Annotated in this window: 10 protein-coding genes; 5 read left to right on the top strand and 5 right to left on the bottom strand. The window is 60.8% G+C overall.

Features of this window, described 5'->3' with window-relative positions; all coding sequences use genetic code 11:
* Positions 1-7 precede the first annotated feature (7 nt).
* Genes MRS74_RS01755 through MRS74_RS01745 form a run of 3 tightly spaced genes read left to right on the top strand, consistent with a single transcriptional unit; the run spans position 8 to position 2,411 of the window.
* The gene (locus tag MRS74_RS01755; protein ID WP_254578549.1) at positions 8-352 is read left to right on the top strand and encodes a PepSY domain-containing protein; all 345 of its coding nucleotides are present in this window, start codon (positions 8-10) and stop codon (positions 350-352) included.
* Positions 349-1,035 carry a response regulator transcription factor gene (locus MRS74_RS01750; protein ID WP_254578548.1) on the top strand — a complete coding sequence of 229 codons (687 nt, stop codon included), beginning with the start codon at positions 349-351 and terminating at the stop codon, positions 1,033-1,035. Before MRS74_RS01755 ends, MRS74_RS01750 begins: the two co-directional genes overlap by 4 nt.
* Positions 1,035-2,411: an ATP-binding protein gene (locus MRS74_RS01745; RefSeq protein WP_254578547.1), complete on the top strand. Its 1,377-nt coding sequence runs from the start codon at positions 1,035-1,037 to the stop codon at positions 2,409-2,411. The genes MRS74_RS01750 and MRS74_RS01745 overlap by 1 nt, the downstream gene beginning before the upstream one ends.
* Positions 2,412-2,518: 107 nt before the next feature.
* Here the strand turns inward: MRS74_RS01745 and argA are convergent, their stop codons facing one another.
* The 4 genes from argA to MRS74_RS01725 all read right to left on the bottom strand — a co-directional run bounded on the left by argA (position 2,519) and on the right by MRS74_RS01725 (position 7,318).
* Positions 2,519-3,862, bottom strand: a complete 1,344-nt coding sequence (gene argA, locus MRS74_RS01740; protein WP_254578546.1) for an amino-acid N-acetyltransferase — start codon at positions 3,860-3,862, stop codon at positions 2,519-2,521.
* A gap of 1 nt (position 3,863) precedes the next feature.
* Positions 3,864-5,033: an acetylornithine deacetylase gene (gene argE / locus MRS74_RS01735; RefSeq protein WP_254578545.1), complete on the bottom strand. Its 1,170-nt coding sequence runs from the start codon at positions 5,031-5,033 to the stop codon at positions 3,864-3,866.
* A gap of 314 nt (positions 5,034-5,347) precedes the next feature.
* On the bottom strand, positions 5,348-6,613 hold the full coding sequence (locus MRS74_RS01730) for an inorganic phosphate transporter (protein WP_254578544.1): 1,266 nt from the start codon (positions 6,611-6,613) through the stop codon (positions 5,348-5,350).
* A 24-nt stretch (positions 6,614-6,637) separates the two neighbouring features.
* Positions 6,638-7,318: a TIGR00153 family protein gene (locus MRS74_RS01725; RefSeq protein ID WP_254578543.1), complete on the bottom strand. Its 681-nt coding sequence runs from the start codon at positions 7,316-7,318 to the stop codon at positions 6,638-6,640.
* Positions 7,319-7,511: 193 nt separating this feature from the next.
* On the opposite strand from MRS74_RS01725, the gene MRS74_RS01720 reads away from it, so the two are divergent.
* Positions 7,512-8,606 carry a CYTH domain-containing protein gene (locus tag MRS74_RS01720; RefSeq protein ID WP_254578542.1) on the top strand — a complete coding sequence of 365 codons (1,095 nt, stop codon included), beginning with the start codon at positions 7,512-7,514 and terminating at the stop codon, positions 8,604-8,606.
* A 107-nt stretch (positions 8,607-8,713) separates the two neighbouring features.
* On the top strand, positions 8,714-11,641 hold the full coding sequence (gene glnE / locus MRS74_RS01715; protein WP_254578541.1) for a bifunctional [glutamate--ammonia ligase]-adenylyl-L-tyrosine phosphorylase/[glutamate--ammonia-ligase] adenylyltransferase: 2,928 nt from the start codon (positions 8,714-8,716) through the stop codon (positions 11,639-11,641).
* Between the two features lie 204 nt (positions 11,642-11,845).
* Here glnE and MRS74_RS01710 read toward each other — a convergent pair whose 3' ends face one another.
* Positions 11,846-12,841: a branched-chain amino acid aminotransferase gene (locus MRS74_RS01710; protein WP_254578540.1), complete on the bottom strand. Its 996-nt coding sequence runs from the start codon at positions 12,839-12,841 to the stop codon at positions 11,846-11,848.
* Positions 12,842-13,042: the final 201 nt, after the last annotated feature.

Here is a 13,042-nt window from a genome sequence, read left to right as displayed (position 1 = left end):
GACCTTGATGTTGCGAACCTATAGTCTTCGGCGCCTGTCGGGCATCAGCTTTACCTCGTGTGCGCTGATGCTGTGCCTGGCGCTGGTCCCGATTGCCCGGGCTGAAAATGTCACCGGGGGCCTGTTAATGCAAGCCCCGCTGCTGCAAGTGGCGGAGCGGGGCATCAGCGTGCAGCAGGCGGTCGAGCTGGTTCGCAGCCAATACAAGGGTCAGGTGGTCAAGGCGACCGAAATTGAATTTCAGGGACGCCCGGCTTATCGCATCCGTCTGGTCAATGCCGGACGGGTGCGGGATGTGCTGGTGGATGTCCAGTCGGGTCAGATAATCAATGCCAGGGGTAACGACGGATGAAAGTACTGATCGTCGAAGATGACAAGGATTTGCGCCGCCAGTTAAAAACGGCGCTTGAGAGTCGCGGTTACACCGTGGAAGAAAGTGCCGACGGTGAAGATGCCGCCTTTATGGGGGTGGAATATCCCTACGATCTTGCGGTGGTGGATCTGGGGCTGCCCAAACTGTCCGGGGTCGAAGTGATTCGCCGCTGGCGGGCAGAACAGAAGCTGTTTCCAGTGCTGATCCTGACTGCGCGCGGCGATTGGCAGGACAAGGTCGAGGGGCTGGAAGCCGGCGCCGACGACTATCTGGTGAAGCCGTTTCATGTCGAAGAGCTGATGGCGCGTCTCAATGCGCTGGTGCGCCGGGCTGCAGGTCATGCGACTCCGGTGATGCGCTTCGGGCCCATAGCACTGGATACCTCGGGCCGGGTGGTGACGCTGGAGGACCGGCCGGTGAAGCTCACCAGCTACGAGTTCCGCACCCTGGAATACCTGATCCTGAATGCCGGCAAGACCATTTCCAAGACCGAGCTGACCGAGCACCTGTACCACCAGGACTTTGACCGTGACAGCAACGTGCTGGAGGTGTTTATACGCCGCCTGCGCCAGAAGCTGGATCCGGACCAGACCCTGCAACCCATTACGACCGTGCGCGGCCTGGGTTATCGCTTTGATCTGGCGCAGGTTACCCAGGACTGATGCTGCGACTGCTCCGCCCCCGGGTACGCTCTCTCAGGGCGCGCCTGCTGTTTTTTTCCTGCAGTCTGCTGCCGGTGGTTTTCTTCAGTGCCTGGTTTGCACTGCAAAATGCATTTCTGCACAGCCTTGAAACCGCCGAGCGTGAACGCCTCAAGCTGCAGGTATACCTGCTGCTGGGCGCCGCTGAATTTCAGGAGGGGCGGCTGAGTATTCCCCAGGCGCTGCGCGAGCCGCGCTTCGGACAGGTAGAGTCCGGTCTCTATGGTGTGATTGAAAGCCGCAGCGGCGCGCTGCAATGGCGCTCCGAATCCAGCATGCTGCTGTCGGCGTCCCTGCTGCTGGCGTTGCACGATACGCCCCTGGCCCCCGGGGACGTCCTGTTTACCCATTTGCCCGAACACGGCCTCTATCTGTACCAGTACCCGGTGGTGTGGGAAAGCGCCGGCCGGGAGCATCAGTACCTGATCAACGTGCTGGAAACTGACCGGCCGCTGCAGGCCGAGTTGCGGGCCTATCGCAATCAGCTGGTGAGCTGGCTCAGCCTGCTGTTTTTGCTGGCCATTCTGGTGCAGTACGTGATTCTGCGTTGGAGTCTCAAACCGCTGGACGCCCTGGCGCTGGATCTCAAGCGTATTGAGAGCGGCGACGCCCGCAAGCTGGAAGGCGCCTATCCGCTGGAAGTGCAGCCGGTGACCGAAAATCTCAATCTGCTGCTCGACAGCGAACGGCGTCAGCGCGAGCGCTACCGTAATACTCTGGGGGATCTGGCGCACAGTCTCAAGACGCCGCTGGCGGTGATTCGCGGGCTGGCTGAGGAAGCCCTGCCCTATGATGAGTACCAGCACATCGTCAATGACCAGACCGAGCGCATGGGGCAGATAGTGCAGTATCAGCTGGCCCGGGCGGTGAAGAGTCAGGGCCGGCAGATTGCCGCCGGCGTGGATGTGGCGCCCATAGTGCAGCGTATCTCCCAGGCGTTGATCAAAGTTTACCGTGACAAGGACGTGCAGATTGAACACCAGCTGGCCGAAGGGCTGCGCTTTGCCGGCGATGAACGGGATCTGATGGAGCTGCTGGGCAATCTGCTGGAAAACGCCTGCAAGTATGGTCAGCAGAAGGTGCGCGTGGTTGCCAGGCTGCAGGATGCCGACAACCTGCAGATCTATATAGACGACGATGGTGCCGGAGTGTCGCCCGAGCGCCGTGATGTGGTGCTGCAGCGCGGCGAGCGGCTTGATACCTCGGCGCCGGGGCAGGGCATTGGTCTGGCGGTGGCGGTGGATATTCTCAGCAGCTACAACGGCGAGCTCAGTATCCATGAGTCGCCGCTCGGCGGTGCCCGTTTTCGCATCCTGCTGCCGGCCGTCTCCGTCTGAAGAGCGGCCGCCAGCGTGGCCTGAGCTGTCGCCTGATCCGCAGTGCGGACGCTCAGATCGGCTTGATAAAGACCTTGCACGAATCGTTGCTGGGTTGTTGCCGAGTGTCAGATAGGTTTGATAAAGACCTTGGAGTTACGCTGGTAGTTGTAGAGTTCCTTGCGCTTGCCGGGCAGCTGTTCCAGCGGCGCCTCGACAAAACCGCGCTCGACAAACCAGTGCGCCGTGCGCGTGGTCAGCACAAATAACTGCGATAACCCCATTTCCCGGGCCACATCCTCGATGGCGCCGAGCAGCATGTCTCCGCGCTCGCCGCCGCGATAGAGGTTGGACACCGCCACACAGGCCAGCTCCCCCATACCTTCATTGCTGAACGGATAAAGTGCCGCGCAGGCGATAATGGCGCCATCGCGCTCCACTATGGTGAACTGTTCGATCTCCGCTTCCAGCAGTTCGCGTGAACGCCGCACCAGAATGCCGGCCTGTTCCAGCGGGGCTATGAGTTCCAGAATGCCACCGACATCCTCAATAGACGCCTGGCGCACCTGTTCGTAGGATTCGCGTACCACCATGGTGCCGGCGCCGTCGCGGGTAAACAGCTCGCTCAGCAGGGCTCCGTTCTCCTGGTAGCTGATCAGGTGGCAACGGGGGATGCCGTGGTTGCAGGCGATCACGGCGGCGTCGAGCTGGCGCGACAGTTCGGTATATTCCTGATCCGGCGCTTCGGACTCCATACGGGTGAGGTACTGCTTGACCATGCGCTCGGCGGTGCGGGTCAGCAGTTCGCTGCGCAGCACGCCGCTGCTGTCGAACACACCTTTAGTGGAGCCAAACAGGATCAGCTTTTCGGCGCCCAGCGCCTTGGCGGCTTCAGTCGCGACCTCCTCGATGGCCAGGTTGAACATTTCCCCGGTGGGGGAGTAGCCAATATTGGACAGCAGGATGATTTCGCCCTGATCCAGGTGGCGCGCGATGGCGGTCTTGTCTACCCGGCGCACTTCACCGGTATGCATCAGGTCCATACCCTCATGGATGCCGTAGGGGCGTGCTGTTACAAAGTTGCCGGAGCAGACGCGAATGCGCGCACCGTGCATAGGCGTGTTGGCCAGTCCCATCGACAGCCGGGCCTCGATAAGGCAGCGCTGATAACCACAGGCATCGATAACGCAGTTCAGGGTCTCGCTGTCGGTCACGCGCATGTCGTGGTGCAGGCGTGACTGCAGGCCCCGTTCCGCCAGGCGCTGTTCGATCTGCAGGCGCGATCCGTATACCAGCACCAGGCGTACGCCCAGGCTGTTGAGCAGCACTATGTCATGCACGATATTGGCGAAATTGGCGTCCACCACCGCATCACCCCCGAGCATCAGTACGAACGTCTTGCCGCGGTGAGCGTTGATGTAGGGCGATGACTGGCGGAACCAGTTTACGTATTGCTGGATGTCGTTTGTCACGTCAGGAGTCCGTTGCGCCGTGCAGGCAGTATTTCTGAATCAGTTGTTCAAGCACCGCAACCATGGGGTTGATCTGGTCGTGGTCGAGGTATTCGTCGGGCTGGTGCGCCTGGGCAATACTGCCGGGTCCCATGACGATGGTATCCATCCCCAGGCCCTGCAGGAAGGGTGCCTCGGTACCGAATGCAACCGCTTCGGCCTGGTGGCCGGTCAGTTGTTCTGCGGTGCGTACCAGTTCCGATGTACGCGAATTCTGGAACGGCGGTATGCCCGGGAACAGCTCCTCGACATCGATGGTTACGCCGAAGGGCTGCTGCAGGGGTGCCAGACGCTTGTGGATGGATTCGCGCAGTACATCGATACTCATGCCCGGGAGCGGGCGCAGGTCGAACTCCAGCTCGCAGCGGCCACAGATGCGGTTGGGGTTGTCGCCACCGTGGATGCAGCCCAGATTCAGGGTCGGTACCGAGACGGTGAAATCGCTCTGCCGATACTGCTGCTGCAGCTCGCGGCGAAAGGCGATCAGCTCCCCCATAACGCTGTGCATGGCTTCAAGCGCGCTGGCACCCAGGCTTGGGTCCGAGGAATGGCCGGAGCGGCCGCGGACCCGCACCACATCCATCATGATGCCCTTGTGCATGTAAATGGGCTTGATACTGGTTGGCTCGCCAATGACGGCATAACGGGCCTTGGGGCGGCCGGCTTCGGCCAAAGCGCGGGCGCCGCTCATGGAACTTTCCTCATCGGCGGTCGCCAGGATGATCAGCGGCTGCTTAAGGGGCTGACCCACGAAGCGCCGTGCCGCTTCAATGGCAATCGGGAAGAAGCCCTTCATGTCGCAGGTGCCAAGGCCGTAGAAGCGGTTGTCCCGTTCATCGAGGCGAAACGGATCGCTTTTCCACAGCTCGCTGTTGCAGGGAACGGTATCGGTATGGCCGGACAGCACCAGTCCGCCGGGCCCTGTCCCCAGGGTGGCGATCAGGTTGGATTTGCCGGGCTGGCCGGGCACGGGCATCACCTCGGTGCTAAAGCCCAGATCCGACAGCCAGCTTTCAAGCTTGGTGATAACGCCGTGGTTGCTTTGGTCCCAGTCGGGGGACGAGCAGCTGATTGACGGAACCGCGATCAGTTCGCGCAACATGGTGGCCAGATCGGGAATGGCGGCGGGCATGACAGACCTCGAAGGCAGATGACATGCGCTCTATTGTGCAGGCTTTACGGACACTGGTCTATGTTGTGTCCTGGCAGATTTGCAGCCTGTCGGACTTACCACTGATCTACTGCGGAAAAGCCGAATTTGATTATTTTTTGTACTCTTTCTTGTTAAATAGAACCACTATTTGCCTCAAAAGAGCTCAAAAACTAACTCAAATCGGTCTTTCCCTCGCTACGATCGGCCAAGTCCGACAGGCTGCTAGAGGGCACTGAAAACAGAAATGGCGCCTTCGGATGAAGGCGCCATTTGCGTAGAGCGGGTTTGGATTGCTAGCTGAACATGCCCTTGAACATGAAGAAGAACATGATGGCCAGCAGTGCGCCGGCCGGCAGGGTAATGATCCAGGATATAAAGATGGTGCCAACCACGCGCAAGTTTAGTGCCGCCAGGCCTCGGGCCATGCCCACGCCCAGTACGGCGCCCACCAGGGTGTGGGTGGTGGAAATCGGCAGACCGGTACCCGATGCGATTACCACGGTGGTGGCTGCCGCCAGGGTCGCGGCAAAACCGCGACTCGGTGTGAGTTCCGTGATGTTGTTGCCCACGGTCGCGATAACCTTGTGGCCATACATCATCAGGCCGGCAACGATACCTGCGCCACCGAGCAGCAGAATCCAGGTGGGCATTGAGGTTTTCTGTGCCACGGCACCGCCTGCGCTGACAACGCCGACGATGGCGGCCAGCGGACCAACGGCATTGGCCACGTCATTGGAACCGTGGGCAAAGGCCATGGCGCAGGCTGTGAACATCATCAGGATGGCAAAAATCTTCTCGACGCTGGCAAAGTGGTAGTCACGATCCGCCACTGGGTTGGGCTGGATGTTGCGCTGCAGCATCACACCCACCAGCAGGGTGAAAATACCAAAGCCGACGGAGTAGAGCACACTTTCGGTCCAGCTAAGGTGCAGGCCAATATGCTTGAGGCCCTTGGTGAAGGTCACCATGGCAATGATGAAACCGACCAGAAAGATGTAGGCAGGCACATATTTTTTGGCGTTCTTGAACGGATCTGCCGTATCCAGGATCAGCGCCTGCACCGTACGGAACAGGAAGAAGGCGATAAATCCGGCCATCAGTGGCGACACTACCCAGCTGGCAACAATGCTGGTGACCTTGCCCCACTGTACCGCCTCCGGCGATATGCCCACGGCGGCAAAGCCGACAATGGCACCCACGATGGAGTGGGTAGTGGATACCGGCCAGCCGTAATGGGTGGCAATCAGCAGCCAGAGGCCCGCGGCCAGCAAGGCGGCGAGCATGCCGTAAATCAGCAGATCCGGTGAGCCTGCGAGCAGGTCCGGATCAATAATACCCTTGCGGATAGTGTCTGTGACTGCGCCGCCGGCCAGGTAGGCGCCGGCAAACTCGAACAGAATGGCGATCATGATCGCCTGTTTCAGGGTCAGGGCACGGGAGCCGACTGAGGTGCCCATGGCATTGGCAACGTCATTGGCGCCTACGCCCCAGGCCATGAAGAAACCGAAGATGCAGGCAAGGATGACGATCATATCGCCGTGCTGTGCAATCATGTTCATGTGGAAATCCTTGGTACGAAAGGCTTAGCGTGCGAGCAGCAATTGCAGGCGCGCGCCTACTTGCTGGGCGCGGTCGGCGAGGTCGCCGATCCAGTTGATGACCTTGTACAGGAACATCGCATCGATCGGGTGCATGTCTTTTTCCACGGCGAACAAGGCGCTGCGGATTTCGCGCTCCAGGTCGTCGGCATCGTGTTCGAGGTCGTCAATGCTGTTGATCATCCCTTCAACAGACTTGACTTCATGACCACCGAAACCCGAGCTGATCAGTTCGTCCAGTTCGTTCAGCGCTGTCAGGGCCTGGGCGGATGTCTGCAGCGCACTGCGGACAAAGAGGCTCATCTGTGGCTGGATCGCAGCGGGTACGGCCATTTTGCGCCCGAGCATCAGGCCGGCGATGTCCTTGGAACGGTTCGCGATCTTGTCCTGCATGCGCAGCAGTTCAAGCAGATCGGCCCTGGGGACGGGCAGAAAAATGCTGTTGGGCAGGTGCGTACGAACCTCCTTTTTCATCGCATCCGCTTCATGCTCCAGTACAGCAATCCGCTGCTGGACGGCCGCAGCTGCTTCCCAGTCATTAGCCATTACGGCATCAAAGAATGGAATCAGCTGAAGGGCGCAAGACTGAGCCTTGGCAATGTGTTCCTGCATGGGTTTGAACGGCGAGCGTGCAAACATCTGCAGAATCGGATTATTGGTTACCATGGGGTATCCCTGTTGGTTGTCACGACTTCGGGCGCAAGTATAAGTGGGCATAAAGCGCTGGTGTAGTAAAAGTGGAATATTTTTTTAACACTTTTATGCCCAGGCAGCCGTGGTGTTAGTCCCGTTCCGATCTTACGCAGGGCGCTGCCGGGCGGTTAAACTCCTTATTCAACCCTTCTAGACGGAAGCATTCATGGCGCGGGAAATTGAGTTAAAGCTGAGTATCGATCCGCAGCAGGCGGCTGCATTCATGGCTCTGCCGCTACTGGCAGAGTCTGATTCGGGTGCCTGTCAGCGCCTGAGTAACCAGTATTTCGACACCCCCGATCGGCTGCTGGCGCAGCACCGTGTGGCGCTGCGTATTCGCGAGCAGGGTGAGCGCTATATCCAGACCCTGAAAACCCGGGGGTCGAGCCGCGGCGGTTTGCATCAGCGTAACGAATGGGAATGGGATCTGCCGACGCCCGAACTGGATTACAGCCTTTTGGCGACGGCGGACTGGCCCGAGGCGCTGCAGGGGAGCGAGGTGCAGCGGCGCATTGTACCGGCCTTTAGCACCGATTTTGAGCGCACCAGCTGGATGCTGCGGCCACAGAGCACCGGCGGTGAGCAGGCACTGATCGAGCTGGTGCTGGATCGGGGCCTGGTGAGCGCGACAGCGGCCGGCGCCGCTGCGGTGACCACGGCGCTGTGTGAGCTGGAGCTTGAACTCAAGCAGGGCTCGGCGGCGGATCTGTATAGCGTTGCCATGATACTGGCCGAGGCAGTTCCGGTGTTGCTGAGCGATATCAGCAAGGCCGAGCGGGGTTATCGCCTGCTGGGGGCTATGGACGAGCGCCCCGAGGCCCCCTTGCACCCCGCCGAGCTGAATTCAGAGGATACTTTTACAGCTCTCGCCCAGCGCGCGCTGACCCGCGCCAGCCGTGGTCTTGATGGCTGGCGCGGTTCTCTCAGCCTGGACCCAGGCATGGCGCAATGCATGGCCCGTGACTGGTCGGGCGCTGAAAGCGCCGCCGCTGCCTGCCTGGAGTTGCAGACCCTGCTGCATTGCTTTTCGGCCCTGCTGCCGTTAACGGCCGAGTTGCAGGCACCCCTGGCGCAACTATGCCAGGCGCTTGAGCGGGCGCTGGGTTGGCGTCGGCTGCAGCCCAGGTTCGATAAGGCAGCAGGAGAGGTCTGGGCAAGGGCGCAGGCACCGGTTGCCGCGGGCCAGCTGGATGCGCTGCTGAAGGATCCCGCAACCGGGCGGGTACTGCTCGGCTTCGGCGCTCTGTTGCAGCGCCTGTGATACCGGACCTGGGGTGAGCCGCGCAGGTCGGCCTCCTGCGTCGACTCTGGTAAGCTCTGCAGGTATATCAAGCTAAAAATATGGCAGCTTCAGGGAGTAGGAAACGCATGCTTGCACCGCAACTTGATCTGATACCGCAGCCGCTGCACGGGCTGGTTGAACAGCACTGGCAGGCGCTGGCCGATGTGCTGGAGCCGCTGGAATTCGCATCCGGCCCGTTGACGGCCCAAGAGTTTGCGCGCCAGCTCAGTTGCGTGCTGGTGGGCAGTGACTATGTCGCCACCCAGCTGCGGCAGAGGCCCGATTTGCTGCAGGAGCTGCTGGAACGGGGGGATCTTGCACGGGATTATTCCGCCAATCACTACCGCGAGCAGCTGGCGGCATTGCTGGCACAGGTGAGCGATGAAGCCGGTTTGCACCGCTGTCTGCGCCAGTTTCGCCAGCGCGAGATGGTGCGCATCATCTGGCGCGACCTGACCCGCCAGGCCGACATGCGCCGCACAACGCTCGAACTGTCCTGGCTGGCCGATACCTGCATCGACCTGGCGCTGGAAAAACTGTACCAGGACGCCTGCGACAAATGGGGCACGCCGCACTCCCGTCCCGATGCCCGGGGGCAAACGCAGCCGCAGCGCATGGTGGTGCTGGGCATGGGCAAACTGGGTGCCTTCGAGCTGAACCTGTCGTCGGATGTCGACCTGATCTTCAGTTTCCCGCACAACGGCGAAACCCAGGGGGCGCGGCGCAGCCTGGAAAACCAGGATTTCTTTATTCGCCTGGGGCAGAAGCTGATTCAGGCGCTGGACAATGTCACTATTGATGGTTTCGTGTTCCGCGTCGACATGCGGCTGCGGCCCTTTGGCTCGGCCGGCCCTATGGCGTGCAGCTTCGGCGCACTGGAGGGTTATTACCAGGATCATGGGCGCGAATGGGAACGCTACGCCATGATCAAGGCCCGGGTCGTGGCCGGTGACATCAAGGCCGGTGCCCGGCTGCAGGAACTGCTGCGCCCCTTTGTCTACCGCAAGTACATCGATTTTGGCGCCTTCGAATCGCTGCGTGAAATGAAGGACATGATCAACCGTGAGGTCCGGCGCAAGGGACTGGAGCAGAACATCAAGCTGGGCTCGGGCGGCATTCGTGAGGTGGAGTTTATCGCCCAGGCGTTTCAGCTTATTCGCGGCGGGCGCGATTCCAGGCTGCAACAGCGCGAGCTGCTCAACATACTGCCGCTGCTGACGGAGTTTGGCATGCCCCAGGGTGCGATCGATGAACTGCAGGTGGCCTATACCTACCTGCGCAACGTCGAACACGCGCTTCAGGCCCGGGCAGACAGGCAAACCCAGGAGTTGCCCGCGGATGACATGGACCGTCTGCGTCTGGCCTGGAGTATGGGCGCGGCCGACTGGGACAGTTTCAGTGTCGAGCTGGAGCTGCATCGCGCCCATGTGCGGCAGCATTTTGCCGATGTGATTGCACCGAGCAAGAGTGCCAATGCCGAGGTGCTGGAAGATGTGGCCGAGTGGCGGGCGCTCTGGGATGACGCCCTGGAGCCGGAGGCGGCCTCGCAGTATCTGGCTGAGCAGGGCTTTGATGACCCCGCTCGCAGCCTGCAGCAGCTGAATGATCTGCGCAGCTCCCGTACCCTGGCCACCCTGCAGACCGTGGCGCTGGAACGGTTGCGCATCGTGATGCCGCGGTTGCTGATGGATGTAGCGACGGTGGATAACGCCAGCGAAACCCTGGCGCGGGTACTGCAACTGATTCAGGCGGTGCTGCGCCGCTCCGCCTATCTGGTGCTGCTGGCCGAGAATCCCGGGGCCCTGCGCCAGCTGGTCAGGCTCTGTTCCGGCAGCAGCTGGTTTTCCGACAAGCTGACGCGCCTGCCCATACTGCTGGATGAGCTGATTGATCCGCGTACGCTCTATGCGCCGCCCGACAAGCAGGTGCTGCAGCGCGAATTGCACCAGCATCTGCTGCGTATCCCGCAGGAGGATGTCGAGCAGCAGATGGAGGCACTGCGCTACTTCAAGAATGCCCATGTACTGCGGGTGGCAGCCTCCGATATTACTGGCGCCCTGCCGTTGATGAAGGTCAGTGACTACCTGACCTGGACCGCCGAAAGCATTCTGGAGGCGGTGTTCGATATTGCCTGGCGCCTGCTGGTGGAAAAGCATGGTGTGCCACAGAAAGCGCCCGGGGAGCCCTGTGATCCTGACTTTGTCATTGTGGGCTATGGCAAGCTGGGCGGGATTGAACTGTCCTACGGTTCGGATCTGGATCTGGTGTTCCTGCACGATGCGGACCCCAATCTGTCCACCACAGGGGAGAAGCCGGTGTTCAATAACGTGTTTTTTACCCGCCTGGGACAGCGCATCATTCATATTCTCAGCACCTTCACCGCCGGTGGCTTGCTGTATGAAGTGGACATGCGGCTGCGGCCGTCAGGCAATGCCGGGCTGCTGGTCAGTTCGCTCAAGGCCTTTGCCGAGTATCAGCACAAGGAAGCCTGGACCTGGGAGCATCAGGCGCTGTCGCGGGCACGGGTGGTGGCCGGTTGTCCGCGCCTGGCGCGGGCCTTTGAGCAGGTGCGGGCCGAGATTCTGTCCCAGCCGCGGGACCAGGCCCAGTTGCGTCAGGAGGTGTGTGATATGCGCATCAAGATGCGCGATCACCTGGGCAGCAAGCCTGTGACCGATGATGCACAGGGCGTCTTCAACCTTAAGCAGGACAGGGGCGGGATCGTCGATATCGAGTTCCTGGTGCAGTACTGCGTGCTGGCCCATGGCGGCCGCTATCCGCAGCTGCTGGAGTTTACCGACAATATCCGCATTCTGGATGCGGCTGAGCAGGTCGGCCTGCTTTCGGCCGCGGATGCCGAGAGTTTGCGCGAGGCCTACAAGGCGTACCGTTCGGCGGGGCACCGCCTGAGCATGCAGGAACAATCGAGTGTGATTGCCGCCTCGGAGATGGGGGACTACCGCGCGGCGGTGAGCCGCATCTGGGCACAGCTGATGGAGCCTGGGGCTGCATGATGGAACGCCGCGCCCGTACCTGGAATGAGCTTGCGAATTCCGGGAAATGAGCCCCAGGCGAACTTCGAGGTATCGTAGGAGCCGCGTCTCGCGGCGAAGCTTTTGGGATGCAGGTTCAAGGGGCAAGGAGCAAAAAGCGCCAGACATCACTGTCTGGCGCTTTTTCTTTTATTACGGAGATTGCCCGTGGTCGTGTAACGCTGATCAGATGCTGGTGAGCCAGCCGTGCCTGTCTTCGGCCTTGCCCCACTGGATATCATTCAGTGCCTGGCGCAGTTTGACCGTGGTGGCGCCAACGCCGCCGTTGCCAACCGGGTATTCCTTGCCGTGGTAAATCAGGGTGCCGACCGGCGCCAGTACCGCTGCGGTGCCGGACAGCGCCGCTTCGCAACCCGGTTTGGCGGCGCGCTCAAGCAGCTCGTCGATGCTGAGCGCACGCTCCGAGACCTTCATGCCCCGGTCCCGCGCCAGCGTCAGAATGGAGTCGCGGGTAACGCCGTGCAGGAAGCTTTCGTCCAGCGCCTTGGTGATGATCTCGTCGCCGTCGATCAGCAGGAAGTTGGCGGCGCCGGTTTCCTGGACATCACCACCGGGGCAGAAGAGTACCTGGTCGGCCTGGGCTTCAGCGCGGGCCTTCATGATCGGGCGCAGGGCACCGGCGTAGTTGCCGCCACTCTTGACCATGCCCATGTGCGGCGGGCAGCGCATGCCCTGGTCATCGATCAGCAGGCGCAGTGCCTTGTCGCCACCGGCGAAGTAGTCACCCACCGGCGACAACAGCACGTACTGGCATGACGTCAGGGAGGGGACGGCGGCCTTGCCAATGGCAGGCTCGGTGCCAAAGTGTGTCGGACGGATATACATGGATCCCGGAGGCGCCGGCACTTCGTCAGCAAAGCGTGCCACGATCTCGGTAATCATGCGGGTGGTCTGGGCGGCGTCGATCCTTGGCAGCGCCAGCAGCTCGGCGCTCTGGGCAAAACGGGCAATGTTCTGGTCCATGCGGAAAATCTTGATGGAACCGTCTGCATGGCGAAATGCCTTCAGGCCTTCAAAACAGGTGCTGGAGTAGTGCAGGACATGAGCGCCAGGGTGCAGCTGGATGCTGTCGCTCGATACCACCTGACTCTCACTCCAGCTAGAGCCATCAAACCAGGAAATCGCCATTTCTGGCATAAAAAGTGAGCCGAAAGCCGCCATACTGACCATCCTAAAAACAAGTGCGGAAAAATAGAGTCCTCGCGGAGGCAGGAGTGATAGAGCCATCGCAGATCTATAATACAGGACGCTAGATTGTAAGCATCCTCAGAAAAAATGGAATTGTCTGGCGCGTAAAAAATGGGTCAGAACCGATATTTCGCGCTCGCCGGGTGCCGCTGTTGCCGGGCTCGGGCCAATTTC

Source organism: Marinobacterium sedimentorum (assembly GCF_024267675.1).
GTDB classification, from domain to species: domain Bacteria; phylum Pseudomonadota; class Gammaproteobacteria; order Pseudomonadales; family Balneatricaceae; genus Marinobacterium_A; species Marinobacterium_A sedimentorum.
This window is presented reverse-complemented; position numbering and strand designations above follow the sequence as displayed.

Excerpts from the sequence above, each read along its gene's own strand:
- MRS74_RS01725 (WP_254578543.1), bottom strand. The coding sequence starts at position 7,318 with ATGGTAACCAATAATCCGATTCTGCAGATGTTTGCACGCTCGCCGTTC.
- MRS74_RS01730 (WP_254578544.1), bottom strand. The coding sequence starts at position 6,613 with ATGAACATGATTGCACAGCACGGCGATATGATCGTCATCCTTGCCTGC.
- MRS74_RS01755 (WP_254578549.1), top strand. The coding sequence starts at position 8 with ATGTTGCGAACCTATAGTCTTCGGCGCCTGTCGGGCATCAGCTTTACC.
- MRS74_RS01720 (WP_254578542.1), top strand. The coding sequence starts at position 7,512 with ATGGCGCGGGAAATTGAGTTAAAGCTGAGTATCGATCCGCAGCAGGCG.
- glnE (WP_254578541.1), top strand. The coding sequence starts at position 8,714 with ATGCTTGCACCGCAACTTGATCTGATACCGCAGCCGCTGCACGGGCTG.
- argE (WP_254578545.1), bottom strand. The coding sequence starts at position 5,033 with ATGCCCGCCGCCATTCCCGATCTGGCCACCATGTTGCGCGAACTGATC.
- MRS74_RS01750 (WP_254578548.1), top strand. The coding sequence starts at position 349 with ATGAAAGTACTGATCGTCGAAGATGACAAGGATTTGCGCCGCCAGTTA.
- MRS74_RS01745 (WP_254578547.1), top strand. The coding sequence starts at position 1,035 with ATGCTGCGACTGCTCCGCCCCCGGGTACGCTCTCTCAGGGCGCGCCTG.
- MRS74_RS01710 (WP_254578540.1), bottom strand. The coding sequence starts at position 12,841 with ATGGCGGCTTTCGGCTCACTTTTTATGCCAGAAATGGCGATTTCCTGG.